At 33.4% G+C, this 26,324-nt stretch carries 25 protein-coding genes; 7 read left to right on the plus strand and 18 right to left on the minus strand.

What is annotated here, in order from left to right; translation table 11 throughout:
- Positions 1–90 precede the first annotated feature (90 nt).
- Positions 91–597 (plus strand): GNAT family N-acetyltransferase, encoded by a 507-nt coding sequence (locus tag BTJ66_RS03020; protein ID WP_099089516.1) that lies wholly within the window; start codon positions 91–93, stop codon positions 595–597.
- A 373-nt stretch (positions 598–970) separates the two neighbouring features.
- Here the strand turns inward: BTJ66_RS03020 and BTJ66_RS03025 are convergent, their stop codons facing one another.
- The 12 genes from BTJ66_RS03025 to BTJ66_RS03080 form a co-directional block, all read right to left on the minus strand.
- Positions 971–2,002, minus strand: a complete 1,032-nt coding sequence (locus BTJ66_RS03025; protein WP_099089517.1) for an alpha/beta hydrolase — start codon at positions 2,000–2,002, stop codon at positions 971–973.
- 128 nt (positions 2,003–2,130) lie between these two features.
- Positions 2,131–3,198: a YkvI family membrane protein gene (locus BTJ66_RS03030; RefSeq protein WP_099089518.1), complete on the minus strand. Its 1,068-nt coding sequence runs from the start codon at positions 3,196–3,198 to the stop codon at positions 2,131–2,133.
- A gap of 416 nt (positions 3,199–3,614) precedes the next feature.
- Entirely contained in the window at positions 3,615–4,115 is a 501-nt protein-coding gene (locus BTJ66_RS03035; RefSeq protein ID WP_099089519.1) for a hypothetical protein, read from the minus strand.
- 159 nt (positions 4,116–4,274) lie between these two features.
- Positions 4,275–4,637, minus strand: a complete 363-nt coding sequence (gene dhaM / locus BTJ66_RS03040; RefSeq protein ID WP_099089520.1) for a dihydroxyacetone kinase phosphoryl donor subunit DhaM — start codon at positions 4,635–4,637, stop codon at positions 4,275–4,277.
- The gene (gene dhaL / locus BTJ66_RS03045; RefSeq protein ID WP_099089521.1) at positions 4,637–5,215 is read right to left on the minus strand and encodes a dihydroxyacetone kinase subunit DhaL; all 579 of its coding nucleotides are present in this window, start codon (positions 5,213–5,215) and stop codon (positions 4,637–4,639) included. Before dhaL ends, dhaM begins: the two co-directional genes overlap by 1 nt.
- Positions 5,216–5,249: 34 nt before the next feature.
- Positions 5,250–6,215 carry a dihydroxyacetone kinase subunit DhaK gene (dhaK, locus tag BTJ66_RS03050; RefSeq protein WP_099089522.1) on the minus strand — a complete coding sequence of 322 codons (966 nt, stop codon included), beginning with the start codon at positions 6,213–6,215 and terminating at the stop codon, positions 5,250–5,252.
- Between the two features lie 168 nt (positions 6,216–6,383).
- Positions 6,384–7,400: a FecCD family ABC transporter permease gene (locus BTJ66_RS03055; protein ID WP_099089523.1), complete on the minus strand. Its 1,017-nt coding sequence runs from the start codon at positions 7,398–7,400 to the stop codon at positions 6,384–6,386.
- Positions 7,397–8,398: a FecCD family ABC transporter permease gene (locus tag BTJ66_RS03060; RefSeq protein WP_099089524.1), complete on the minus strand. Its 1,002-nt coding sequence runs from the start codon at positions 8,396–8,398 to the stop codon at positions 7,397–7,399. The genes BTJ66_RS03055 and BTJ66_RS03060 overlap by 4 nt, the downstream gene beginning before the upstream one ends.
- Before the next feature lie 9 nt (positions 8,399–8,407).
- Positions 8,408–9,211 (minus strand): ABC transporter ATP-binding protein, encoded by an 804-nt coding sequence (locus tag BTJ66_RS03065; protein ID WP_099089525.1) that lies wholly within the window; start codon positions 9,209–9,211, stop codon positions 8,408–8,410.
- A gap of 309 nt (positions 9,212–9,520) precedes the next feature.
- Positions 9,521–10,357 (minus strand): YitT family protein, encoded by an 837-nt coding sequence (locus BTJ66_RS03070; protein ID WP_099089526.1) that lies wholly within the window; start codon positions 10,355–10,357, stop codon positions 9,521–9,523.
- Positions 10,358–10,996: 639 nt separating this feature from the next.
- The gene (locus tag BTJ66_RS03075) at positions 10,997–12,226 is read right to left on the minus strand and encodes a NupC/NupG family nucleoside CNT transporter (RefSeq protein ID WP_099089527.1); all 1,230 of its coding nucleotides are present in this window, start codon (positions 12,224–12,226) and stop codon (positions 10,997–10,999) included.
- Positions 12,227–12,610: 384 nt separating this feature from the next.
- Positions 12,611–14,329: an ABC transporter ATP-binding protein gene (locus BTJ66_RS03080; RefSeq protein ID WP_099089528.1), complete on the minus strand. Its 1,719-nt coding sequence runs from the start codon at positions 14,327–14,329 to the stop codon at positions 12,611–12,613.
- A 230-nt stretch (positions 14,330–14,559) separates the two neighbouring features.
- On the opposite strand from BTJ66_RS03080, the gene pbp4 reads away from it, so the two are divergent.
- Positions 14,560–15,855, plus strand: a complete 1,296-nt coding sequence (gene pbp4 / locus BTJ66_RS03085; protein ID WP_099089529.1) for a penicillin-binding protein PBP4 — start codon at positions 14,560–14,562, stop codon at positions 15,853–15,855.
- Positions 15,856–16,015: 160 nt separating this feature from the next.
- Here the strand turns inward: pbp4 and tagD are convergent, their stop codons facing one another.
- From tagD to BTJ66_RS03105, 4 genes are all read right to left on the minus strand, one after another.
- On the minus strand, positions 16,016–16,414 hold the full coding sequence (gene tagD / locus BTJ66_RS03090; protein WP_099089530.1) for a glycerol-3-phosphate cytidylyltransferase: 399 nt from the start codon (positions 16,412–16,414) through the stop codon (positions 16,016–16,018).
- A gap of 91 nt (positions 16,415–16,505) precedes the next feature.
- Positions 16,506–17,564 carry a glycosyltransferase family 2 protein gene (locus BTJ66_RS03095; RefSeq protein ID WP_099089531.1) on the minus strand — a complete coding sequence of 353 codons (1,059 nt, stop codon included), beginning with the start codon at positions 17,562–17,564 and terminating at the stop codon, positions 16,506–16,508.
- Positions 17,561–18,652, minus strand: coding sequence for a teichoic acid glycerol-phosphate primase TarB (gene tarB / locus BTJ66_RS03100; RefSeq protein ID WP_099089532.1), 1,092 nt, complete (start codon positions 18,650–18,652; stop codon positions 17,561–17,563). The genes BTJ66_RS03095 and tarB overlap by 4 nt, the downstream gene beginning before the upstream one ends.
- Before the next feature lie 280 nt (positions 18,653–18,932).
- Positions 18,933–19,733, minus strand: coding sequence for an ABC transporter permease (locus BTJ66_RS03105; RefSeq protein WP_099089533.1), 801 nt, complete (start codon positions 19,731–19,733; stop codon positions 18,933–18,935).
- A 395-nt stretch (positions 19,734–20,128) separates the two neighbouring features.
- On the opposite strand from BTJ66_RS03105, the gene tagH reads away from it, so the two are divergent.
- Positions 20,129–20,923 (plus strand): teichoic acids export ABC transporter ATP-binding subunit TagH, encoded by a 795-nt coding sequence (gene tagH, locus BTJ66_RS03110; protein WP_099089534.1) that lies wholly within the window; start codon positions 20,129–20,131, stop codon positions 20,921–20,923.
- 57 nt (positions 20,924–20,980) lie between these two features.
- On the opposite strand, the gene tarA is transcribed toward tagH, so the two are convergent.
- Positions 20,981–21,727 (minus strand): N-acetylglucosaminyldiphosphoundecaprenol N-acetyl-beta-D-mannosaminyltransferase TarA, encoded by a 747-nt coding sequence (gene tarA / locus BTJ66_RS03115; RefSeq protein WP_099089535.1) that lies wholly within the window; start codon positions 21,725–21,727, stop codon positions 20,981–20,983.
- A 302-nt stretch (positions 21,728–22,029) separates the two neighbouring features.
- On the opposite strand from tarA, the gene BTJ66_RS03120 reads away from it, so the two are divergent.
- Positions 22,030–22,779: a M50 family metallopeptidase gene (locus tag BTJ66_RS03120; protein ID WP_099089536.1), complete on the plus strand. Its 750-nt coding sequence runs from the start codon at positions 22,030–22,032 to the stop codon at positions 22,777–22,779.
- A 148-nt stretch (positions 22,780–22,927) separates the two neighbouring features.
- On the opposite strand, the gene BTJ66_RS03125 is transcribed toward BTJ66_RS03120, so the two are convergent.
- Positions 22,928–23,572, minus strand: a complete 645-nt coding sequence (locus BTJ66_RS03125) for a metal-dependent transcriptional regulator (protein WP_099089537.1) — start codon at positions 23,570–23,572, stop codon at positions 22,928–22,930.
- Between the two features lie 119 nt (positions 23,573–23,691).
- Between BTJ66_RS03125 and BTJ66_RS03130 the strand changes: the two genes are divergently transcribed.
- From BTJ66_RS03130 to mntC, 3 genes are read left to right on the plus strand one after another with little or no spacing between them, the layout of a single operon-like run.
- Positions 23,692–24,414, plus strand: a complete 723-nt coding sequence (locus BTJ66_RS03130; RefSeq protein ID WP_099089538.1) for a metal ABC transporter ATP-binding protein — start codon at positions 23,692–23,694, stop codon at positions 24,412–24,414.
- 22 nt (positions 24,415–24,436) lie between these two features.
- On the plus strand, positions 24,437–25,273 hold the full coding sequence (locus BTJ66_RS03135) for a metal ABC transporter permease (RefSeq protein WP_099089539.1): 837 nt from the start codon (positions 24,437–24,439) through the stop codon (positions 25,271–25,273).
- Entirely contained in the window at positions 25,270–26,193 is a 924-nt protein-coding gene (gene mntC / locus BTJ66_RS03140) for a manganese ABC transporter substrate-binding lipoprotein MntC (RefSeq protein ID WP_099089540.1), read from the plus strand. The genes BTJ66_RS03135 and mntC overlap by 4 nt, the downstream gene beginning before the upstream one ends.
- Positions 26,194–26,324: the final 131 nt, after the last annotated feature.

The following is a 26,324-nucleotide window of genomic DNA, read 5'->3' on the forward strand; positions in this document are numbered from 1 at the left end:
ATTTAAATATTCCCTAGTAATATCATGCTAATGATGTTAAGTTATACTATAACTGAGTATTAACAAAAGATATATAAGGAGTGTACATACATGGTTCATCAAATACGTGAAATTGGCATCAATGATATAGATCCATTTGTTAAATTATTAACGACAATTTATGATGAATCTGATTACTTAATATATAATCCCGGTGAATATGCGCCGTCGAATAATGATGCGATTGCAAATTTAGAACATTATATAACTTCACCTTCGAATGCCATTTATATTGCTGAAAATAACGACGAACTTGTGGGATTTGCTATTGTTACGACAGAAAATTTTGAACGAACACGCCATGAAGCGATATTTTCTATGGGTGTCATTAGACATTATAGAGAAAGAGGCCTAGGGCAATCATTAATTAACTCTGTTGAAGCATGGTGTTTAAATCATCATATTCGTCGTATCGAAGCTTCAGTCGTTCCTGAAAACGAAACTGCAGTAGACTTATTTAAAACTGCAGGATATCAAATTGAAGGTGAGCTACGTGACAAATTGTTTATAGATGGTAGATACTTCAATAAATATGTCATGGCGAAGTTATTACTTTAATTTACCTATCTACCAGTCATCTAAACGTCATTAGCAACTAACATTATTGTAAATGAAAAAAAGAGTGTATAACAGTAATATAATTTCCCAAACTAATATGCATCATTATAATCTTGCAAATCAGTTTGAAGTACAATAAACAGGCTTGCTTTCTGTCAGTATAACAAATAAGGTCGAGACATTTCAGTTTATGTCTCGACCTTATTTTATTATATGCATCATAAATGACTAGCAATATCATGTGTCGACTTGGTACACTTACACTTGATATTTGTATCATGTTATCTCTCTTCCAATTCTATTTGTCAGAGAAACTATGATATTCTATTATGAAATTGCTTTCTATGAGACTCTATCTTAAATCCAACTTTTATTAATACGGATTTAAGTCTACACCATTTGGATTTTCTGTTCCTTCATCTATTTCTGTTTCAACACCAGAAGAACTCGTGTTTCTACTTAAGAAACTTTGAACTTTTTTCATATTTTGTTTCGATTCCGGTAAATCTAAATGGAATTGATATTGATGTCTTAAATGATGTGTGCCATCATAAAACAATTTATCTGTTGGTACATCCATAGATTTCAGTTTTTTATAAAACTCAATATTTTGACTATAAAATGGATCTGCATCACCAACTGATAAAAATGTTGGTGGATAATCTTTTGTTACTTGATTAATCGTAGACATCTCACTGATATATTTAAACTGTTTCTCCCAATCTCTCTCTCCAGTATAACTTTCCATAAAAAGTTGGATTCTTGGAAATTCAGTTGCTTTTACTGTCTTCATGTCGTAAAAGCCGCCAAAAAAGATTGCTGCTTTTATTTTATCTGCTTTAAATTGCTGTTTAAATCCCATATCATCTCTAAGTGATTGATTTGTTTGAATGGCTGTATATTGACTAGACATCTGGGCACCAGCTGAATCGCCACCAAAGATAACTTGGTCAAAATCCATAGGTAATTCGTGCTTATTTTTCTTAATAAATTGGACGGCTTGATCAATCTGATGTAGTTGGGTCGGATACTTATTGTCAGGTGCAAGTGCATAGTTAATATTCACAACAATATAACCTTGCTCAGCAATTTTTGATAATAATGGATTTTTATATTGTTTATCACCAGCTATAAAACCACCACCATGCATCCAAAAAACAACCGGCAATTTATTATCTTTATCCAAATCTGTAGGTGTAAGAATATCTAGTCTACTGTTTGGTAAGCCCGTGCTATAAGTGATATTAGTAAATGCATTAACATTTCTATTATTAATTTGTACTTTTTCTTTTAGTTCACTTGCGTGTTGACGATCATACTGCTGCTTTAATAACAATGCTGTAACCAATGCGATTACAACAAATACGAACACAGCAATCAGCGTCCACTTATAATTTTTCTTCATGCATGACCTTCCCTTTCGGAAGCATTGTACCATAATTCATACATACACTGTAGTATGAATTGACTAAGAAATATAAATAAAACCCAGCTCACATACATAAGCTGGGTTTACTTTTGTTAAATCTATTTTTATGCGATATATTTTTCATTCTGACGTTTTCTAATGTAGTATTTCACAAGTACACCAATGACAACGATAAGACCTACATAACCCATAACTGGGTATAGGAAGTTAATTAGTCCTGAGAAACCTACAAAGCTTAATCCAAATGCCACAATCACCATCACAATAATAAAAATATGATATTTTTTACTGTATGGTTCTGTAAATCTTGCAGCAAAAGAGTACATTAAGCCTAGAATAGTATTGTACATTACCGCTAACATAATGATAGATAATACTAAACCAATCCAAGGATGGATATCATTAGCTAACGTTAACATTGGAATGGAAGCGTCTTTTATTTTTGGAAATTCTGACTGTAATGCAAAGTTAATTAGTGCTAATAGTATCGTATAGACGATACCACCAAATAACGCACCAGCACCAGAAACTTTACGCTTAGATGCATCGCCACCGATAGCAACAATTGTACTGAAACCTACCGCAAAGGCCAAACCACCATAGTTAATACCGAATATAATACCTTTCCAAGCACTCGCTTCTGGTACCGAGTCATTTACTTCGCCAAACGAAATACTTCCATTAAACAGGTAATATGCAGCAATAATAACAACTAATATAATTAAGAATGGTGTTACGACGCCTAAAGCACGTACAATTTTATTAAAGTCCATTAACAATGTTATGTAGATTGCTACAACCATTATTAATGCACCTAACCAAGTAGGTACGCCAAAACTTTCTTCAAACGTTGATCCTGCACCTGCAATCATAGTGACTGAAATACCAAATAAGAAAAATACCAATAGGTAGTCTACGATTTTACTGAACTTGTCTCCAAAAAGATAATCTAAAGTAGATTCATGATTTTGTGCATCAAATGCAGTACCAATCTTAGCTACTTGTCTACCTATAAATCCTAAAATTAGACCTGAAAGTATCACACCAATATATGACCATAGGCCATAAGGTGAGAAGAATTGCATGACTTCCTGTCCTGTTGAAAAGCCGGCACCTACGACGATACCAACATAAGCGAATCCAATTTTTACCGCTTCTTTATTCAACCCCATGTAATTTTAACCTCCTCATAGTTAACACATTGAGTTATTATAACTTACTGAATAATTTTTGCAACAGTACAACATAAAATTTTACACTACACATTATTTTTAACACAAATCTATAATCACCCTAATATTATTAAACATTCAATTAATGTATTAAATATACTTTTCACATAAAATAATTACTGATTTAATCGATATATCTACGGAAATTCTGTAATTTTATACAATTATCGTTGTTGTTAAATATCTTAGCTTTTTTTACAATTTTTTCCTACTACGTCTATACATATCCGATATATTAATAAAAAAATCCAAGTCAGCTACACTAAAATAAATGTACTCAACTCGGATTTTTAAATCAATTGTTTACTTTGTCAAAATCTAATATTTATAATTCCTTACCAAAGTTAACTACTTTACTAATGGGCATTTTTAAAACGATTTAACTCGTTAAAATCAACAACTACATCGTCCATACGTTTAGCAGTTTCTTTCAGGACATTACGCGCAACACTATTAGAAGGATCTAATTTAAGTATTTGGCGTGAAACGTCGAATGCTTTTTTATCAGAAATGACTGGTTCAGGAACTGCATGTAACAATAACATTTGTAACAAACTTTTAACTTCTTTGCCCTCAGTAATTTTTATGGAAGACGCTGCATGATAAAACGCAGAATCCAAAGCACCATTGATTTCACTTAATGGATAGACTAATAATAGGAAAGCTAAGTCATGCATTTCTGCCGTTTCTTCTTCTTTCATCATATCTAAAATACATGTATAAAACATGATATTCTCCACTTCATGGGCACTTGATATATACGCTTCTTCAAATTCCATAAAATCTGTCTGGGACATCAAACGTTTGACTGACTCAAATTCGCCGTTTAAGACATGCTTTTGGATTAAATCTTTCATGGCAATGTCCTCCTAGGTATCCAGATTTCTATAACAGTTAGCTTTTATTTTACCATAATCTACCTATATAATCATTTAAAAAAGAATTTTTTTGTCAAATTAGTTGTTATGTTCAGATTTCTCTTATATTTTGTGATTTATTGAAATAACGCTTATTATTTAGCCGAACGTTTGAGTCAATTCTGCTATTGCGTCATCCATTGATCCGCCTACTGAGCATTTGACAGCTGCAGTAAAACTACCCTCAACAATAGGGGCGTCTACTTTCTCCACACGATAATCTCCTTCATACATTTCAATCGCTAACTCTAAATTCATTTCTGCCGACCCAATATCATAAAAGCATAACGCATCGTCATCCAATTGATTAATTAAATCTTGAATTTGATCATATGATGTGCCGATATCATCACCTACACCGCCTTGTGCAAAAACTGGCACTTCTGCCGCCATTTGACTCAATAATGCTTTTGTTCCTGTGGCAATTTCTTTACTGTGACTGATGATTACAATACTTGTCATTAAAATTCATCTCCAATCAACGCATTCAAAATATATACACTACTCTGTGCCCCCGGATCAACATGTCCTTTGGAATCTTCCTTAAAATATGACGCGCGTCCTTTAGTAGCCTCTATATCTTTTGTTAAATCTGCATACGACTGTAATACTTCAAATGTTAATGCTTCATCTTGTTGCGCAGCTGTATTTGCACGTTCAATAACGTCATACATCGTTTTTTCATTTAATTCTACTTTACCTCTTTGTGCAATCGCTTCTGAAAATGAGTTTAACATTACTTTTAAATTATCTTTATCAATTTCGTCATTTACAACTTGTGACATTTTCACAAAACTAAAACCATACAAAGGTCCTGATGCCCCACCGATATTTGACATTAAAGTCATACCTGTGGATTTTAATAAACTTTGCATCGAACGATCATCTATATTATCAGGCAATGCCTTAAAGCCCCTTACCATATTAACACCATGATCGCCGTCACCAATCGCTCTATCTAAATCTGTCAGTAGGTCTTCTTTTTCTTCAAAGACATCTACTAAATTTAATAAACGTGTTTTAAGTTCTGATACATTCATATTTTCCACTCCTTCATTTCTTATGCGTCCTATTTTAATTAAAATATTTACTAGCAGTTGGCGCATTAAGCGCATTTAACACCGCTTCAGAGTTAGGTATAAGCGTTATTGAAAACCCTTGCATATCTAAAGCAGTCATATAATCACCTACTAACCAATGCTCTACTGATTTATGTTGCGCTTTCAAATTTTCAGAAACATATTTTGCTACAATATGAAGTTCTGAAAGCGGCGTTGCACCCATACCATTGACCATAACAATTAAATCATCTGATTTTATTTCTTGGAGTAACACACCTAATAAACGCCCCACAATATTATCTATTGGTTCTATTGTCTCTCTTGATAGGCCTTTTTCACCATGTATCCCTACACCTATTTCCATTTCATCATCTTCAATGTCAAATCCAAATTTTCCAGTCGTTGGTACCATAGGTGCTGTGATTGCCATACCAATCGTTTTTAAATTTGGTAAGAAGGTTTCTATTTTATCTTTAATTTCTGACAATGATGCCCCATTTTCTGCAAGGTACCCCGCATACTTATGTACAAGGACCGTCCCTGCTACACCTCTACGCTTCTCTTCATCACTGACTGCTATATCATCTTTTACGACAACGGTTTCTACCAAAATGTCTTCCATTTCAGCCATTTCTTGCGCCATTTCAAAATTCATGACATCGCCTGCATAATTTTTAACTACCAGTAATACACCATCACCATTGTCTACTGCTTTGATAGCACTAAGTATCTTATCCGGCGTAGGTGATGTGAATACTTCACCACAAACTGCAGCATCTAGCATACCTTGCGCAACATATCCTGCATGTGCTGGCTCATGACCACTACCACCACCGGATACAATGGCAACGCCCTGTTTTTTTCTAGATTTTCTAACAACGATTGAATCTGAAACAACCTCAATTTGCTCATTAGTGATTGAAAGCCCATCTAACATATCATTCAAAAAATGTGTTTTTTCTTTAATTAATTTTTTCATTACGATGACCTCCTAATTTAACTACTCATCATTAGTATACCCCACCCACAAATGTAAACGCTAACATCTGACTGTTGATTTTATTAATTTTACATCATTGTTTTAAGTAATTAAAAAAACGAATACTTGCTAGCATAAATACAAGTATTCGTTTCAATATTTAATTGATTAAACTGATTTTGTTTTGTACATGAGATATAAGAAATAAGGTGCTCCGATAATTGCAACGACAATTCCTGCTGGAATACCAGATGGCTGTAAAATCACTTGTCCTAACGTATCTGCCAAGACAAGTAAAAACGCACCAATTAATATAGAAATTGGTAAAAACAATTGATGTCTTGGTCCGAAAATAGACTTAGCAATATGCGGCCCTAATAACCCAATAAAACCAATTGCTCCTGCTACTGATACTGCTGCGGATGAAAGTAATACTGCAACAAGTAACAGCATAATGCGTTCTCTTCCAATCTTCACACCAACGCCTTGTGCAATATGTTGATGTGTGTTTAATAGATTCAAAACATTGGCTTTAAATAATAAATAAGGTATGAGTACAATGACCCAAGGCAAGAATGCAATGACAAATGCCCATTCATCTCCCCATATATTACCTGCTAGCCATGAAGCAATAAACTCTGATTGGTCTTCATCGAACGTAGACATTAACGTTAATGAACCACCACTGAGCGCAGATGCCATCCCGACACCAACGAGCACCATACTTGCTGGCGTAATACCTTCACCTTTATTGTAACTAAATGAAAAAATAATTAACGCAGTCAATACGCCACCAATCATACTAATAATTGGTAGTACATAAACAAAGTTTGCTGCATCTACTTGTCCTACAACTATGAATAATGCAATAACGAAACCACTACCTGCATTTATTCCGAGTATCCCTGGTTCAGCCAAAGGATTTTTAGTTACACTTTGTATGATGGCACCACTCATCGCTAAAGCCGCACCTGCCAAGATAGTAATAATCATACGAGGCAATCTGAACTCCATTAATATTAAAGTATCTGTGTATTCACCTTGACCTAATAAGGTCTTGAAGAATGCACCAACGGACATCTTATATTCTCCCGAAGTCATACTCCAAGCACATGCCAACAACACTAATATGATGAGAATTGTCATCGTAACCCACTGTTTATATCTGAGTCTTGGATCTATCATGAGAAGCGCCCCCCTCTTTTAACTAAATATAAGAAGTAAGGTACACCAATAAAGGAAATGATTGCTCCTACAGGGGCTTCTCCCAACATACGTGCAACGGTATCTGCAACTAGTAGTAACAAGCCACCAACAACTGCAGTAAGCGGTATCACACGCGCATAATCCGTGCCCACTAAATACCTCACTATATGGGGCACCATCAAACCAACAAATGCGATTTGACCAACCATAGCTACCGCTATACCTGCCATAATCATGGATAAAATTAACGTAATGGCACGTGTAAATGCTACATTTTGTCCGAGTCCTTTAGCAAGCGTTTCTCCTAAATTTAATATAGTTAATTGTTTACTCATTGAAACAAGTATTACAAGTGCAATTAAAATAAATGGCGCTGCCCACATCAACTGATTCCAAGTCGTTCCTGAAACGCCACCAGCGCTCCAAAATGTTAAGCTCTGGTTTAATCTAAAGAGTAATGCAACACCCTGACTTAAAGCAGTCAACAGTGCACTGACAGCTGCACCAGCTAATATAATACGCATAGGATTAAATCCATCACTTCTAGATCTCCCAATCATGAGTACTATAAAGCCACCCATTAATGCGCCTATAAAGCCTGCAAACATCATAACGATAAATGGTGCTGATGGATAGAATGCAAAAGTAAGTGCAAGCATAAATGACGCACCCGAATTTAGACCAATTAAACTTGGATCAGCTAAACCATTTTTAGTAACACCTTGAATAACTGCACCAGCAGTTCCGAGTGCCACACCGACCAAAATGGCACCTATATCTCTAGGTATTCGTATTTCACTGATAATATTATGTTGTTGGTTTTTAGGATTATAGTTAAATATTGCTTCAAAAATAGTTGATAAATGAATCTTGGCGTCACCAAATAATATTGAAACAACTAAAGCAACCATTAATAGTAGTGCCGCTATAATCAATGTTGCGGTAAAATTCAACTTTCCTTTTTTCTTTGTAGTCATAATTTACCCCTAGACTTCCGAATAACTTTTTCTGCATAAATCATATGTCACGAGCATCGGTTTACCAGTTCTTGGATCAGTACTAATCTCTACGTCTATATTAAATACTTTTTCTAAAATTTCTTTTGTTAATACTTTTTCAGTATCACCAGTCGCAACAATATCCCCTTGCTTCATTGTAATTAAATGATCTGAAAAACGAACAGCTTGGTTTATATCATGTAAGACCATGATAATCGTACACCCCTGTTCTTTATTTAATTGCGTAATTAATTCCAAGATTTCTAATTGGTGAGAAATATCCAAATAAGTCGTCGGTTCATCTAAGAAAATAATATCTGTACGCTGTGCTAACGCCATTGCAATCCAAACACGTTGACGTTGGCCACCACTTAAGTCATTAATCGAACGTAATTTAAAATCATAAGTTCCTGTGACACGCATCGCCCAATCAATTTCTTTTTTATCTTCTGCAGACAAACGACCAAATCCTTTTTGATGCGGAAAACGTCCATATGAAACTAATTCACCCACGGTCAATCCATCCGCAACTTCTGGCGATTGTGGTAAAATCGCTATTTTTTTTGCGATTTCTTTTGTAGACTGTGCATGTATATTTTCATCATCTAGCTTTATCTCTCCATTTTTGATTGGTAACAATCTTGATAGCGCTTTAAGTAATGTTGATTTCCCACAACCATTCGGCCCTATAATAGATGTTATTTTTCCATCAGGTATGTGTACATCTAAATTATCTACGATGACATTATCACCATAACCTATAGTGACCTGTTCTCCTTTCAAGCGACTCATAACTACCCTTCTTTCTATAACAATAGGCAAAATCACCTATTTATTCCCATATATTTTATAACTTTTGTTTGCTTATTTTCTATATAAATGATAATCATTATCACAGATGATATTATATCATTTTTCAATTCTATTGACTATTAATTATTTTTATAGTGTTGTAATAGGTTAACGTCTGTTTCGGTTTATATCCCATTCATTTTTAATTATGTATAAGTGTCTCACTTACCAATAAACAATTACGTATAGAAATAGCCCCCAATCATGAAATATGTCATGAATTGAGGGCTCAAAAAAATTAATTCGCTTTTAATGTTCGTCGATTAAAAAACCATTACCATAAACATCACGTACATCGTGTATGACTAAAAAAGCTTCGTTATCTATTTTTTTAATCAAACGTTTCGCACGTGTTACCTGTGTCTTAGTTATAACGACATATAGGATATCTTTTTCTTGTTTAGAAAAATAACCGCGTCCATTTAAAATAGTAAGTCCACGTCCAACTTGTTCATCGATCACCTTAGCAATCTCATCAGGTTTACTTGAAATAATTGTCATTGCTTTCTTCGTATTCAAACCTTCTATAACGTAATCCATCACTTTAGTTCCAATATATAAAGAAATAACTGTGACAAGTGCACTTGAGATTGGAATAACTGTTAGCGAAATCGCCACAACAATTAAATCAAAAAACAGTAATGCATAAGGTGTACTTACATCTAAATACTTATTGGCTATACGCGCTAAAATCGTTGTCCCAGCGGTTGTTCCTCCAGCCAGAACAATAACTCCTATACCGAGACCAACACATGTACCACCAAATACTGCATTGACGAGAATATTTCCAGTTTCAATCTTCCAACTTACTGTTAATTCTAAAAATATTGAAATGAGTATTGTTGCTACTATTGTTAAATACATACTTCTTTTACTTAAAAATTTATAGCCTATAGCGATAAGTACCGCATTAAATACGAAGTTGGTTACACCTGGAGAAATGTGAAAGGCATAGTAAAGAACGATAGCTATACCAGTTACGCCTCCTTCACCTAAGTCAGCAGATATAATAAATGTATTTACGCCTGCCGAAAATATAAACGATCCCACAACGACTAATATTAAATCACGTACTGTTTTATTCACCCACACGACCCCCTTGAATTTACTTCAATCAATTGAATGTTAGCAAATAATCATAAATACCACAACATCTATATTGCGCCAACAGGGGAAAACATCACTCTAAAACATTATAAAACTGCGGTTGTTTTATAATGCAATCATCTAAAGTTTAAAAATTCTGAAATTTCTGTTTACTTTTACATTTCTGTTTGCTATAATACAATTTATCTTCTTATTGATAGCCAATAAGAAGCCATCTCCTTTGTGTTGTTTATAGTAACAAACAAAACAATTTTTGCTCGAGTATATATTTAGTACCTAGTCCTTACTAATTATGTACAATTAATTCATTTCCCGTAAAAACCAAGTAATGACGAATGTGTCTCCTCACTTCAATTACTTGGTTTTTTTGTCATTTTATTGATGTGCTCTCTCGAATCATTCAACTCATTTTTTATACGGTTATACGGGGACTAATTTACCTACTAGAAAACCATGTATAATGCAATACACGCTTGCAACATTGTATCAAATGAGAACAATAGACTCAGAGCCTATCCCAAACAAGCATGCACAATCTATATGCTATCGTTTTAAAATGAAAAGGACTAACCCCTTGTTAATGCGGATTAGTCCTTAATTTTACATAACTAATTATGTTTACCAAGCAAATAAGCCAACAAAGCCTGCGGTCATTAATGACACTAAAATACCTGCAAGTAATAACATGGGTACATATTGCGATACGAAATCAGACGTTTTCTTATCTACAATACCTTTTAATGTACCAACAATCATGCCAATAGTTGAGAAATTAGCGAATGAGATTAAAAATGTTGTGATAACTGCACGTCTATGCGGCGAATAGGAATCCACTACATCTTTAATTTGCCCCATAACAACAAACTCATTTGTAACAATTTTCTTAGCCATTTGTTGTGCAACAATCCATGCCTCATCCCATGGTAAGCCTAGCAACAGGGCAAAAGGATACATAAATGCACCGAGAATTTGATCTAGGCCAAAGCTACCTTTAATGCCTGCCCAGTTACCAACAATACCAGTAAGTAAGTTAATCATTCGATCGATTAAATCTGATAATGCGACGAAACTGATAACAAAGGCAACAATAATTAGTATCAATTTACCTGCATTAAGCACTGAGTCACCTAGGAATGAAAAGAAAGGTTGTCTCTCTACTTCATCATTTTGAATACTATAAATAATATCTTCTTTCTCTTCTAAAGTGACTGGATTTAATATGGATGAAACGATAATCGCATTTATAATATTTAATGGAATTGCCGTTAACACCAAATCACCTGGTACCATCGAAACATATGCTCCAACAATTGCTCCAGATATTGAACTCATTGACATCATAGCAACTGTTAACACACGTGTTTCTTTCATACGTTTTAGCTGTTCATTTGAAACAGCCAATGCTTCTGTATTACCTAAGAACATCATTTCAATACCGAAGAATGACTCGAATTTAGGTTGTCGTGTGATTTTTGCTAAGACCCAACCAATCGCCCCAATTACTCTTGGCAGAATGTTAAAGTACATTAAAATATCAAATAATGGTACAACTAATAAAATTGGGAACAAAGCACTTACTGCCATGTCCATCGCACCAGGTTTCACCCAACTAGCAAATGCAAAGCCTGTCCCTGCATGTGCCGAATCAATTACCCAAGAAATGCCATTTGCCAACGATTGTACTGCCATCTTCCCCCATGGAAAGTACATTAAAAACCATGCTAAGAATAAGTTTAACACTACTAAAATAGCAATCGATTTCCATTGAATATGCTTCTTATTTCTAGAAAATAAGACTGCAATCCCTAAAAACACAAACAACCCAATTATGTTAATCACTAAGAACATAATACACCCACCATTTCTAATTTAAATCATTGCCCACAATGTATGTTTGAAAGTATCTCTGTCGATATGTATTCAGAAAATGTAGATTAGCCAAATATGTCTATACTTATAACGCACAGTTGCGTTATTAAGTTTTAACATGCTAAACTCCTTACATTTTCCTAATCCCTATTTTATAATTTCATCATTAATAATGCATTATACGATTTCAAAACATTGCTTTTAATAATTCACAATAATTATAGCACGCATGTACTTTATATAAAATAACTATTTTATAGTTCGATTAATATTGATTTTGTGGTTCTTGTTCATCTTTAACATTCGTCTTTTAATATGAAAACGACTCCATTTACTAATCAAATGAAGTCGTTTTTAGTCTTTTTATTTTGTTAAATTTTGTGTATTTACAAATTGCTGGTATTTTTCATGATTTGAAATAAGTTCTTCATGTGTACCTTTACCTGTTACTTTACCTGCATCAATAAAGATAATTTGTTCAGCTTTTTTAATAGTAGAAAGTCTGTGCGCGATAACAACTGTCGTCCTATTTTCCATTAGTTCTTCTAAAGCATCTTGTATCTTGCGCTCGCTTTCACTATCTAAGTTAGCTGTAGCTTCATCTAATAACAAAATATCAGGATTCTTTACGAAACTACGGGCGATATCAATGCGTTGTCGTTGACCACCTGATAGTTTCAGTCCACGTTCACCGACTACTGTATCGTAACCATCTTCAAATTGTTCAATAAACTCATGACAATTTGCCAATTTTGCATATTGTATCAGTTCTGCATCAGTTACTTCTCGATTAATACCATATAAGATATTGTCTTTGATTGTGCCATTCATCATCGAATTAGACTGCATAACGTAGCCTATTTTTTCACGCCAATCTCCTAATGCAATATCATAAATTGACTTGCCACCATATGTAATATCTCCCTTTTCAATATCATACATGCGTTCTATAATATTAAAAATCGTACTCTTGCCTGAACCGGATGGTCCAACAAATGCAGTGACTTTACTTGACGGAATTTCGAAACTCACATCGGACAGAATGGGTTTCACACCATATTTAAAGTCCACATTTTCAAATATTAAACTGCCATCAGTAATTTTATTTTCTTGTGTTACATGTAATGCTTCCGTCGGTTCTTCCATAATTTCATAGATACGACTGCTGGCACCGACCGCTTTTTTATAATCAGTAACGAGTGTTGATAAATTAATTAACGGTGATGACAATTGAATCACATAGAATATCATAGCAATGAGTGTTCCAGCAGTAATTGCACCTGACGAAATTCTTATCGCACCAAAGCCTAATATTATCGCAATTGTCAGTAACATAATCACACCTGATATAGGCTGAATAATTGCTGTGACTTTAGCTTGCTTCAATCCTAAAAAATATATTTCCTTTAAATTTTTATGCGCATTATCTAATTCTAAATCTTCAGTATGCGAGACCTTTACTAATCGCATTTCAGTTAAAACACGTCCTAATAGACCACTAAAATTAGCAATTTCAGACTGCGTTTTTTTAGAAATGTTTTGCATCACTTTACCTAACGGAATCATAATTAAAACAAAAATTGGTATCGTAATAAATGTTAATAAGGTCATCTTCCAATCCATTACAAATAACATCACCATAGAACCAATAATAGTTAGCACAGATGGTAAGAGATTAGGTAATTTTTCAGAAATAAATTCATTAATTACTTTCGTATCGTCCGTTAAACGGCTCATCAATTGACCACTTTCATTTTGATCAAAGAATGGCATTTTCAAATGAATAATATGGCGCCATAACACAGAGCGAATCGCATAAATAATTTTTTCACCAATTTTACTTAATAAATATAATCCAATCCCACTTAATAAGGCGTTGATTATAAAGATAGAGATGAATCCAGCGACAAACATCCAGTTCATATTTTCAAATGAGAATTTATCAACAAGCTTACCAGTGAATAACGGTACTAGTAGCCCGGTGATACTACCTAATGAAGAGATCAATACGGCAACAATGATAAGACCTATTGGCCATGATAATTTTTTGAATAAGTAGAATAATGGATTCTCTTGCTTCATGTTTATTACCTCTTTTTAAATTTTTTATTTCACTTACATTATAAATGAGCAGGTATGTTTTATAAAACCTCATTGTGTTTGTAACATTACAAGGCATATCTATTTTACACAACTCTTTTACATTCCACAAATACTTAAAAATTAATAGGGTTAAGTTTTATTATAAGTTTGCATTATGCTAGAATATCTCTATCACACTAAAACTGAATATATTAAGAGGGAATGTAATTATGAGAAAGTTTATACTAACTATGATAACTGTACTCTTCATTGGTACAATTATAACACCTTTTGCGCAGGCCGAAAGTATTACACCTACACAAGCGGCAAATCAATACGGTTACAACGTAACCGAGTCATATCAACCAGAAGGTGCCGTTAACGTCGCTCAAACTGGTCAACTTCTTTATCAATACAATATGAATAAGACATGGTATCCTGCTTCAATGTCTAAATTAATGACAATGTATTTAACACTTGATGCAGTAAATCATGGGGACTTGTCTTTAAACGATAAAGTTAAGATGACTGATGACCACTACAGAATGTCAACACTACCAGAACTAAGTAATACGAAACTTTATCCTGGTGAAACCTACACAATCAAAGAGTTGTTGCAAATTACTGTATCTAACTCAAGTAATGCTGCTGCGCTTATTTTGGCTAAGGAAGTATCTGGTAATGTTTCTGATTTTACGGATAAAATGAATTCAAAAGCAAAATCATTAGGTATGAATGATACACATTTTGTGAATCCGACAGGTGCTGAAAATAAACAACTAAAAGATTTTGCACCTAAAAAATATAAAAATGAAGACAATACCACTTCAACTGCCAAAGACTTTGGTATTTTGTCACAACATGCAGTTCAAGATACGCCTAAAGTTTTAGATTTTACAAAACAACTTGCACCGACGCAACACGGTGTAACTTACTATACGTTTAACCATTCACTTGAAGGTGCCGACATGAGTCTAGAAGGTACTGATGGATTAAAGACAGGATCAAGTGATATCGCTGATTATAATCACACGATTACAACTAAACGTGAAGGTTTCCGAATTAATCAAGTTATCATGGGGGCTGGTGATTATAAAAACCTCGGTGGTGAAAAACAGCGTAATATGATGGGAAATGCATTAATGAATATGTCCTTTGATCAATATAAATATAAAAAAGTATTATCTAAAGGAGAACAGAAAATTAATGGCAAGACCTATTTTGTTGAAAAAGACCTTTACGATGTATTGCCTAAAGATTTTGATAAACAAGACTACAAAGTAGTCATTGAAGATAAAAAAGCACACATTGACTATGACCGTAAATTTATTTCAGATAAATATGGTCCACCAACTGTTAATGTGAATAAGCCGCTCGTTCATCAAACTACAACGATAGTAAAATCTTCTTGGGATGACCATCCAATATTAACATTATTGGGTACGATTTTAATCATTATTGCGATAGCAATCGTTATTTACTTGATTATTGATATTTTCAGAAGAAAATCACGCAACAACAAATAACTTCAAACTTTATCTTGCGATAGATTCTAGATGTATAGAATCTATCATTTTTTTAAACCTTTAAGAGGTATACCTTGCACATAAAAAAGGTTGTTGAAATTAGAATGCTAATCTCAACAACCTTTTCATTTAACCCTTGTTCTACTAGTGATAGAACGCTTTATTTCTCGCTATCACCATATAATTCTTTTTTAATTTTAGTAGTAGAAATACCTTCTGTACGATTCAGATAAATCACTTCACATTTATCTTTTAAGAAATCAAATTCGCCTTCCCAATCATGACCCATGACAAAGGTATCTACTTCATAACGTTCAACATCTATTTCTTTTTGACCCCAACCACTTTCCGGTATTACAAGGTCAACATAACGTATAGATTCTAACATCATTTTACGTTGCTCATAGTTATAATAAGATTTTTTATTTTTTATACGATTAAATTCATCTGTTGATAATGCAACTATTAAATAGTCACCCATTTCTCTAGCTCTTCTTAACAATTCAATATGGCCATAATGTAACAAATCATATGTACCATAGGTAATTACTCGTTTCATAAACTGTACTCCTTAACAAAAGATTAACTTAAAATTTACATTTTTAAAAATTATAGCATACTACACTTAACTTTACGAATATCGACTATTTTTATCGGTTTAAAAGTTGTTTCAACTTCATTTTCCCTCTGAATCGCGCACGTTTTGGTAGTAACTCAGCTTTAAAACGATAATAATTGGGTCTCCCAATGCCAACCCTTAACAATGTATCTCTCCACTGCTGATACATTGCTTTATTCCATTTTTTACTACCTTGTTCAACTACTTTAACTATTCTGAACATCGCTTTCCCATCGTAATCTGTTTTCTGCATTTCATTGATATATGTTGTAACTAAATCCAGTAATTGTTTCGTAATCACAGCATTCTTCTCAACGTATGCTTGTAACAAATAACTGACAATGAGCTCATCCATTCGGTAACTGTAATATGTTCTTGCTTCTCTGAGTGATAATATATCCATCACGCGTGCTCTCACTTTAACCGCATCTTGCATATATGAAACAAATTGATCCGTACGTTGGTCTGTAACAGAGCCATCTTGTTCATTATAACCGTAAACGACATCTGGTAATAATTGAATATCACGTGCTTTTTTATACGCGCTAATGATAAATGTATGCTCCTCACAGAAGACGACATCTTCATCGAAGCGTAAATCCGCAAATTTAGCGTTAAACATCTTAGCGCCTGGGCCAATAGATTGCATCATATCTGGGCATTGTCCAAGATTCACTTTATCAAGCTTTTGAATAGCCTGATGTGAATAGATTGTTTGCCAGTCACCATCTTTTTCACGCCCTATTTGTCCAATGACAATGTCTACGTCATCATCCTGTTGATAATAATCGGCCATGAAATCAATTCTACTAGGTAAAAATTCATCATCTGCATCTAAAAACATAAATACATCACCTGTCATATTAGCAATGCCCGCATTTCTACTTGCAGCTGCACCTTGGTTGGTCTGGTTGATGATAATGACGTGTTTGTATTCTTTTTGTAACTTTTCTAATTCACGCTTGCTATTGTCTGTTGAGCCATCATTGATACAAATAATTTCATATTGGTGTTTCGTATCAATCGATGCAATTGCTCTTCGAATTGTTTTTTCTGCATTGTACACAGGTATTATAATTGAAATTTTCATATTTTCACCATTTTCTCTATCTCATTGATTACGTTCGTTAAACTATCTTGCGTATTGTATTCATGCCAAACATCAAATAAAGGAGATAATTGTACATCACTCGCACTTATTTTTTCTATAAGTTCTGTTTCACTATATGCCTTATAACCTTCAGGTATTGCTTTATAAAATTTATTGAGCCCTCGTTCTTGCTCATATTGTGTTTCGTCATAAACATAAAATACCGTTGGTTTACCTAACAAACTAGCCTCAATTGCTAAAGAACTATAGTCACTAATTATAACATCTGCTAAAATCATCAATGTTTGTAAATGTATCGTTGTTTGTGCTTCCGTTTCAATTGAAGGGTGAAGTTTGCTAAGCAAAGTATACTCTGGTAATGCTGCTTCAAATTCACCTTTATCAATATTACGGTTAGCTTGTTTATGTTCACGATACGTTGGTACATATATAGCCACTTTACCTTCTATACCATATTGTTTTTTTAATTCATGCTGTCTTTTTTTTATATCTAGCGTTGTATATGGCACTAATCTTGGCAAACCAGTTCTTAAAAATTGTTCATCCGTTGCGTCAAAAGAAGCTTTAAAACATGCAACCATTGGTTCTCCACCTACAAGATACTTATCTGTCGCGCCATAGACATTTTTATATTGTGTAACCATTTTAGTATTTGATAAATCCACTTGATGATCAGTTAAACCAAAATGCTTCAACGCACCTGCTGCATGCCAAGTTTGAATAACAGTTTGCTGGGGTTTTTTCTTCAGTCCACCAAGCATTAAATAATACGTATCAATCACTATAACCTTTGCGGTACTGAGTGCTTTAATATGTTTGAATACGCGTTTATTGCCTGTAGATATAAAGTTAATATTTTCAAATTGTTGTATGTATGCTCGATTCGAATCATTTCCAATCACAGTAATTAAATAGCCTTTTCTATATAATGCCTCAATAATCGGATATACATCTTCAGCAAATGTCATCATGATGACGATATGTCTATCTTGTATTTTCTTCTTCATATATATTAAATTCAAAAAGCTAATGATTGTCATATACAGTTTTTTAATCATTTGTCTCACTATGTCCACCGCCATTCATTTACACTACGTTTGTTTATATTATAGCTACTATAAGTATAAATTTATAGAAAAATCCTTTTTAAAATTACATTTTCAATTTAAGCACAATCAAATACACTTAAATATTTTCAATAAAACAAGTTTCCAAATATTGTATCCGTCATCAAATGTATAGAATATAAAAAATAAAATGCTAGCAAAGTAATCTATACTTTGCTAGCATTTTAATAACTTACTTGTTGAACATTCAGCATTTTCCCTATCTAAACTATACTTATAATTACATGAAATCTGCAAAATGATCTCGATAACGCATATGAAGAAACGAACCTACGATAAATAACAACAAGATGATAAAGAAATTATATAGCGTTAATTCCCAATGTGTAATAAAATACCATTCTTTATGTAACACAGCAGAACGATACGCTTCTGCAAGGTAATATATTGGGTTTAACTTCATTACATCTTTTACAATACCTTCTGGAGGCACGATTAAAATAGATGACGCAAAAAACACCATTCTCATCAAAGCTTGAATTGCTTGTTGCGTATCTTTGACGAGTACACCTAATGTCGATGTAAATAATGCAATCGCTGTTGTTAATATGAGTGCAAATGGTACATATAAGAACAGTTGTAACGTATATACTGTTGGATAATAGCCTGCCAACATACATATTAAAATAACCACAACCAGTAAAGCTAAGTGACCATAGAATCTACTCATCACAATATAAGAAGGAATAATGGATAATGGAAAATTCATCTTCGCTACTTGATTATACTTCGTCGCTATTGATTTTGTACCTTCTAAGATACCTTGGTTAACAAAGAACCACATACTTATACCCACGAGTAACCAATAAATAAATGGCACACCGTCTATAGGATCATTACTTCTAATTCCAAGGCCAAATACAAACCAATAAACCATTATTTGCATCGCTGGGTTAATTAATTCCCAAGCCATGCCTAGATAGTTATTCGTATTCGTAATTTTCACTTGGAATTGCGCAAGTCTCTGTATAAGATAGAAATTTTTAAAATGCTCTCTAAAAACTACCCACACTGCATTCATTTAAATAAACCACACTTTCAATCGATTTGCTTATCACTATCTACTTATGACACTATGATATTCTATTACCCTATACGCTTTGTTACTATCATAACAACTTTCATTCACCTTCGTAAATTAGTTAATGTTAAAAGATGTTATAAAGTTGGATTTTTTGTATACTAAATAATGAAAAAATAGTTGCTATAAATTTAGATTAAAGCCCTCGTAACTTTATATTTTATAATTTTATCTTTAATAGTTGATTTTATAATGTATATTCAGTAAAATTTAACAACTGTATATGAAAACTTTTGTAAAATTGTACTCACTTACTTTACAATAGGTTAATAAATTTAACAACTAATATAATGTATAATATAATAGAGCTAACTGCAAACAAGGAAGGTAAAAATATGAATGTATCGGTTAACATTGAACATGTAACTAAAGAATATCGTATTTATCGTAATAATAAAGAACGCTTAAAGGATGTCATTGTTCCTTTTCATAAGAACAAGACATTTTATGCTTTAAATGACCTATCATTAACTGCTTATGAAGGAGATGTCATCGGTTTAGTAGGTATCAATGGTTCTGGTAAATCAACTTTAAGTAATATGATTGGTGGCTCACTTTCTCCTACAGATGGCGCTATCCAACGTGATGGTGACGTCAGTGTCATTGCGATTAGTGCTGGGTTAAACGGTCAACTCACTGGCATTGAAAACATTGAGTTCAAAATGCTATGTATGGGGTTCACGCGCAAACAAATTAAAGCCCTCACACCTGAAATCATTGAATTTAGTGAGCTAGGTGAGTTTATATATCAACCTGTAAAAAAATATTCCAGTGGTATGCGTGCTAAGCTCGGGTTCTCTATCAATATAACAACCAACCCTGATATTCTCGTTATTGATGAAGCGTTATCTGTAGGTGACCAGACCTTTGCACAAAAATGTTTAGATAAAATATTTGAATATAAAGAACAAGGTAAAACGATTTTCTTTGTAAGTCATAACATGAAACAAGTACGTGAATTTTGTACTAAAATTGCTTGGATTGAAGCAGGTAAGCTCAAACAATTTGGCGAATTGGATGAAGTGCTTCCTGAATATGAAAAATTCTTAAATGAATTTAAAAAACGTTCTAAAAATGAACAAAAAAAATTCAGAAATGATTTAGATAATTCTAGATTTGTTGTAAAATAAGCGACTATATATTAAAAAGGTCAGTTTCATCCGTGGATGAAACTGACCTTTTCCAATTTATTTATATAATCTCATTTTAAATACTTTGTATAAAAATTTTGGAATTGCCTTGATTCTTCCGATACGTTTCCAATCAATAAACAAGCGATATACCCACTCTAAATTAAGCTTTCGAAATAATACGGGCGCCCTCTTCTTAGTTCCACTCAATACTTCTATAGATCCTCCAACACCCATAAAAAGTGTTTTGTTAAAACGATGCGCATGTCGTTCTATCCATTGTTCTTGTCTTGGATAGCCCATGCCCACAAAAACATAATCGGGATCGAATGACGTGACTTGTTTTAACACCATTTCATCTGCTAAGTCAAAGAAGCCATGATGAACATCAAAATTGATGTTGGGGTATTTCTTGGAAAGTTCTTGTTCTGCCTTCTGAACAACATCGTTTTTCGCTCCCAATAAGAAAACCTTTTGCTTATTGGCATGTGCGATTTTCAAACACTCTTCCATCAATTCAATGCCTGGTACGCGTGTTTTAAGTGGTGTTTTAAGTATTCTCGCCGCTTTAACGATACCTGTGCCATCTGGAATAACATAGTCAGCACTATTAATTAATTTACGATATGTTTCATTTTCGGTAGCATAATCCACAATTTCAGGATTAGCTGTAACGATAAATAAATTTTTCGTCTTATCTGCTAAAAAAAAACGCTTGATATGATTGCGCATTTCCATTAATGTGACATTATCAAAAAACACAGATAACACATCAACTTTATTAATACTGTTGTTCTCCGTCATGATATAGAATCTCCTCACTCAAATACATCTTATCAACTTATTATTGCCATATTAACATATCCATTACTTACACAGGACAAAAATTAAATTTACTTTTATAACAGAAGCGTTGCTGATTACCAATTCAAGACGGCTCTATACGATGGCGATCACTTTAGCACTATTGAAATTCAACTTGAAGCGCAATCTACATCAAAAGTCCAAATGCTTTCTTTATCAAATTATTTTATACTTAATATTATGCTATGACAATACTCTTTATCACGAATGAGATTGTCGAAATATGATACCGAGGTTAAATTATGACAAAAATACAAGCATTTTTTAGTTCTGCTATACAGCTCAACTTAATTTGGGTTCTAATCATCGCACTTCTTTATGTTCTTATACACAGCTATAGACATAAATCTGTTAATCAGATACTCGATATTTATGTTAATTACATACCTGTGTTAACACATGAATTCGGCCATATTTTATTTAATAAAATCAGTGGCGGTAAAGCAAAAGATTTAGTCATCGTTGCCAATCCTACAGAACGTAGAGAAACTTCTCAACAAGGGTTTGCAATAACACAATCTAAATCGAGAGTGGGTCAAGCTATCACTACATTTGGTGGTTATATCATGCCACCATTCATGTTATTTTTAGGATTTTTAGCTCTGGAATATCAATACCCAAGCTTATTTATTTCAGCCTACTTATTCATTTTTATTTACTTTTTAGTGATAACATCTAGGAAATTATTCCCTATCTTTATCGTTATACTACTAATTACTTTCTTATATTTTTTATTGCAAACCGATAATCAATATATGATGCTTTATATTGTAGCCATCACCTATCATTTTATTTTAGGTGTGCTTCTCGGCGAAGTATTACAGTCATCTTGGACAATTTTAAACTTAACATTTTCTCGTCAACCTGTATCATGGGATGGCACAACATTAAAAGAACTCACACATTTACCAACAACATTATTTAGTTGCATATGGATAGCCATAAATTTATTTACAATTTATCAACTATTCCAATCCTATGTTGCTATATGACATGTGGCACTGACGCTATATTATGATAATGTTTGTTAAATATTGTTAGTTTGAAAGCAACTTCTCAAATATTGAGAAGTTGCTTTTTTACGTAAACCAAGCCGCTTTGCAACACTACCATTTATGTTATACGCAGTTATCTATATATTTAACTTTCAGCATATATATGCTCGGCATTATCATAACTTAATACGGTAACTTGTTGGTCTTTATTAACAATAATAACTTTATTTGTATCGTCTTTACTTACAATTTCAATACTTTCATCGATTAATATGTTTTTACTTGATAGATAAATTAATAAATCCGTTCTATCTCGCACACGTTTTATTGTAACTTTGTCACCTGTGTTAAATGACAATAAATTGGTTGTATATAATTCTTTATATTGATTATTTCTTGGAATAATACCGCCATGTGGACATGTGATTGGGTATTCTAATACTTTATCTAACCGCTCCACAAATAAGTGAGACACTTTATGTTCTAATACTTCCGCTTCCTGATGCACTTCTTCCCAATTATACTGCAGTATTTTAATTAAAAATAATTCTAATAATCGATGCCGTTTAATGATATCTAATGTATAAGTCAAACCTGTCTCAGAAAGCTTCACGCCTTTATATGGCTTTGTTTCAACATACCCTGCCTTCTCCAAACGATTAACCATTTCACTAACAGATGGTGGCTTAATGTTTAAATATTGGGATAGTGTCTTATTCGAAACAAAAGTGTGGTCGCCATCATGCGTTAAAATCGCTTTTAAATAGTCTTCTTTTTCTTCAGTTAGCATTATCTCACCTCTCAAATCATTCACCTTATTGTATCATGAATCAACTTGACACGCTAAAAGTTCATGGTATATTATAAAATAAATTAGGTTAACCTAAAATTATTATTAAGGAGGTCAAAATGTTAGAGGTAAAAGACTTAAATCTATCACTGGGGAATAAACAAGTACTTCAAAATATCGACTTATCCATACCTATTCAGGGGGAAATCATTGGTATTATGGGTCCAAATGGCGCCGGGAAATCTTCATTAATCAAATCACTTATTGGCGAATTTAAGCCGACTGGTTCTGCGCTGTTAAATGACGATTACATACAAAATAATTTGAAATACGTAACTTATATTCCTCAAAAAGCGCACATTGATTTGGACTTTCCTATCAATGTGGAACATGTAGTTTTATCAGGAGCATATAAAGATATCGGTTGGTTTAAATGGATCACGTCTTCAACAAGGCAGCGGCTAAATCAATTGATGCAAACTTTGGAATTAGAAGATTTACGTCACCGTCAAATTTCAGAATTGAGCGGTGGTCAATTACAACGTGTACTTGTAGCACGTGCATTAATGTCTGAAAGTATATTGTATTTATTAGACGAACCATTTGTAGGAATTGATTTTCATAGCGAACAAATCATTATGCAACAGTTACGCAAGTTAAAAGAACAAGGTAAGTTATTGCTCATTGTCCATCACGACCTTTCTAAAACCGAAGCATATTTCGATCGCGTCATCCTATTAAACAAAACCATTCGTTTTTTTGGGGACAGTGTTACCGCTATGCAACCTGAACATTTAAACAAAACATTTTTAAATGCCACAGTACAGAACGGAACATCTTAACATCATAGAAAGGATTTAACTTATTATGGAATTTTTACAGCATTTGCTAGACTATAAATTTTTAAGTAACGCATTGATTATTTCAATCGTCGTTGGAATTGTGTGTGGCACTGTTGGATGTCTTATTGTTTTAAGGGGACTTTCACTTATGGGAGATGCGATGAGTCATGCCGTATTACCAGGTGTTGCATTGTCTTTTTTATTTGGTATACCAATGTTCATCGGAGCACTAATTACAGGGATGATTGCGAGTATCTTTATTGGTTTCATTACTAAAAATAGTAAGACCAAACCAGATGCTGCTATAGGGATTAGTTTTACTGCATTCTTAGCTATAGGTGTGATTTTAATAAGTTTGATTAATAGTACCACCGATTTGTATCATATATTATTCGGTAACTTACTTGCTGTCACACAATCTACATTCTGGTCAACTGTCGTTGTTGGTATGATTGTAATGATTTTGATTATTGTTTTTTATAGACCGTTAATGGTATCTACATTTGATCCAGTATTTAGTAGAATGAGTGGGTTAAACACAACCATCTTTCATTATTTCGTAATGTTATTATTATCGCTTGTTACTGTGGCAAGTATTCAAACAGTCGGCATTATATTAGTCGTAGCATTACTCATCACCCCTGCTTCAGCAGCATTTCTTATCGCAAAGAAATTACATACCATGATGATGATCTCAAGTCTAATAAGTACGATTAGTGCAATTGTCGGTTTATATATCAGTTATATTTACAATATTCCAAGCGGTGCCACAATTGTCTTTTGTGCGTTTGTGATTTATATCATGATTTTCATTTTAAACAAATTAAATATTTTCAATCAGAAAGGACAACAACTATGAAAAAGATAATATCAATTGCACTTATCCTATTATTATTTTTAGGTGCATGTAGTAATGGAAAAAGTGACACAAATTCAAATGAAAAACTAAAAGTCGTTACTACTAACTCAATTTTATACGATATGGTAAAAAATACTGGCGGCGATAATGTCGACATCCACAGCATTGTGCCTATTGGCCAAGATCCACATGAATATGAAGTGAAACCAAAAGATATCAAAGCTTTAACTGATGCCGATATCGTGCTCTATAATGGTTTGAATTTAGAAACAGGTAATGGTTGGTTCGACAAGGCCCTTTCACAAGCAAATAAATCAACTAAAGATGATAGCGTTGTTAAGGTTTCAGACAAAGTAAAACCACTATATTTAAATGACGCTGAGGGTGATGCATCTAAACAAGATCCACATGCATGGTTAAGTTTAGAAAATGGCATTAAATACGTTGAAACAATACGTGATGCGTTATTAAAACATGATAAAAATCACAAAGAAGATATCGAATCTCACAGTAAAGACTACATCGCTAAGTTGAAATCATTAAACAAAGAAAGTCATGAAAAATTCAATGATATTCCAAAAGATCGCAGAGCAATGATAACAAGTGAAGGTGCCTTTAAATATTTCTCTAAACAATATGACATCAAACCAGGTTATATTTGGGAAATTAACACCGAAAAACAAGGTACTCCAGAACAAATGAAACAAGCAATTGAATTCGTGAAAGATAATAAACTTAAACATTTATTAGTAGAAACAAGTGTTGATAAGAAAAGTATGCAAAGTTTAAGCGAAGAAACAAAGAAAGATATCTATGGTGAAGTATATACCGATTCAATTGGACAAGAAGGCTCTAAAGGAGATTCATATTACAATATGATGAAATCTAACATAGAGACTATACATGGCAGCATGGAATAGATGGTGCGGGCTATTGACCTAGTTATAGGTGAATAGTCCCATGTCGTACGACTTCCCTCCTAATTAAGCGTACGGCATGGTGGTATTCAAGCCTTAAATCATCTCCCTTACTCCATCAATGGTGGCTCCTC

This window comes from Staphylococcus edaphicus (assembly GCF_002614725.1).
GTDB classification, from domain to species: Bacteria; Bacillota; Bacilli; order Staphylococcales; family Staphylococcaceae; genus Staphylococcus; species Staphylococcus edaphicus.

What these genes read in the sequence shown, in the direction of transcription:
- dhaK (WP_099089522.1), bottom strand. Translation starts at nt 6,215, where the DNA reads ATGAAAAAATTAATTAAAGAAAAAACACATTTTTTGAATGATATGTTA.
- BTJ66_RS03065 (WP_099089525.1), bottom strand. Translation starts at nt 9,211, where the DNA reads ATGAGTCGCTTGAAAGGAGAACAGGTCACTATAGGTTATGGTGATAAT.
- mntC (WP_099089540.1), top strand. Translation starts at nt 25,270, where the DNA reads ATGAAAAAGATAATATCAATTGCACTTATCCTATTATTATTTTTAGGT.
- dhaM (WP_099089520.1), bottom strand. Translation starts at nt 4,637, where the DNA reads ATGACAAGTATTGTAATCATCAGTCACAGTAAAGAAATTGCCACAGGA.
- BTJ66_RS03095 (WP_099089531.1), bottom strand. Translation starts at nt 17,564, where the DNA reads ATGAAAATTTCAATTATAATACCTGTGTACAATGCAGAAAAAACAATT.
- BTJ66_RS03020 (WP_099089516.1), top strand. Translation starts at nt 91, where the DNA reads ATGGTTCATCAAATACGTGAAATTGGCATCAATGATATAGATCCATTT.
- tagD (WP_099089530.1), bottom strand. Translation starts at nt 16,414, where the DNA reads ATGAAACGAGTAATTACCTATGGTACATATGATTTGTTACATTATGGC.
- BTJ66_RS03080 (WP_099089528.1), bottom strand. Translation starts at nt 14,329, where the DNA reads ATGAAGCAAGAGAATCCATTATTCTACTTATTCAAAAAATTATCATGG.
- BTJ66_RS03130 (WP_099089538.1), top strand. Translation starts at nt 23,692, where the DNA reads ATGTTAGAGGTAAAAGACTTAAATCTATCACTGGGGAATAAACAAGTA.
- BTJ66_RS03125 (WP_099089537.1), bottom strand. Translation starts at nt 23,572, where the DNA reads ATGCTAACTGAAGAAAAAGAAGACTATTTAAAAGCGATTTTAACGCAT.
- BTJ66_RS03030 (WP_099089518.1), bottom strand. Translation starts at nt 3,198, where the DNA reads ATGGGGTTGAATAAAGAAGCGGTAAAAATTGGATTCGCTTATGTTGGT.
- tarA (WP_099089535.1), bottom strand. Translation starts at nt 21,727, where the DNA reads ATGACGGAGAACAACAGTATTAATAAAGTTGATGTGTTATCTGTGTTT.
- dhaL (WP_099089521.1), bottom strand. Translation starts at nt 5,215, where the DNA reads ATGAATGTATCAGAACTTAAAACACGTTTATTAAATTTAGTAGATGTC.
- BTJ66_RS03055 (WP_099089523.1), bottom strand. Translation starts at nt 7,400, where the DNA reads ATGATAGATCCAAGACTCAGATATAAACAGTGGGTTACGATGACAATT.
- BTJ66_RS03060 (WP_099089524.1), bottom strand. Translation starts at nt 8,398, where the DNA reads ATGACTACAAAGAAAAAAGGAAAGTTGAATTTTACCGCAACATTGATT.
- tagH (WP_099089534.1), top strand. Translation starts at nt 20,129, where the DNA reads ATGAATGTATCGGTTAACATTGAACATGTAACTAAAGAATATCGTATT.
- BTJ66_RS03120 (WP_099089536.1), top strand. Translation starts at nt 22,030, where the DNA reads ATGACAAAAATACAAGCATTTTTTAGTTCTGCTATACAGCTCAACTTA.
- BTJ66_RS03025 (WP_099089517.1), bottom strand. Translation starts at nt 2,002, where the DNA reads ATGAAGAAAAATTATAAGTGGACGCTGATTGCTGTGTTCGTATTTGTT.
- pbp4 (WP_099089529.1), top strand. Translation starts at nt 14,560, where the DNA reads ATGAGAAAGTTTATACTAACTATGATAACTGTACTCTTCATTGGTACA.
- BTJ66_RS03075 (WP_099089527.1), bottom strand. Translation starts at nt 12,226, where the DNA reads ATGTTCTTAGTGATTAACATAATTGGGTTGTTTGTGTTTTTAGGGATT.
- BTJ66_RS03035 (WP_099089519.1), bottom strand. Translation starts at nt 4,115, where the DNA reads ATGAAAGATTTAATCCAAAAGCATGTCTTAAACGGCGAATTTGAGTCA.
- BTJ66_RS03105 (WP_099089533.1), bottom strand. Translation starts at nt 19,733, where the DNA reads ATGAATGCAGTGTGGGTAGTTTTTAGAGAGCATTTTAAAAATTTCTAT.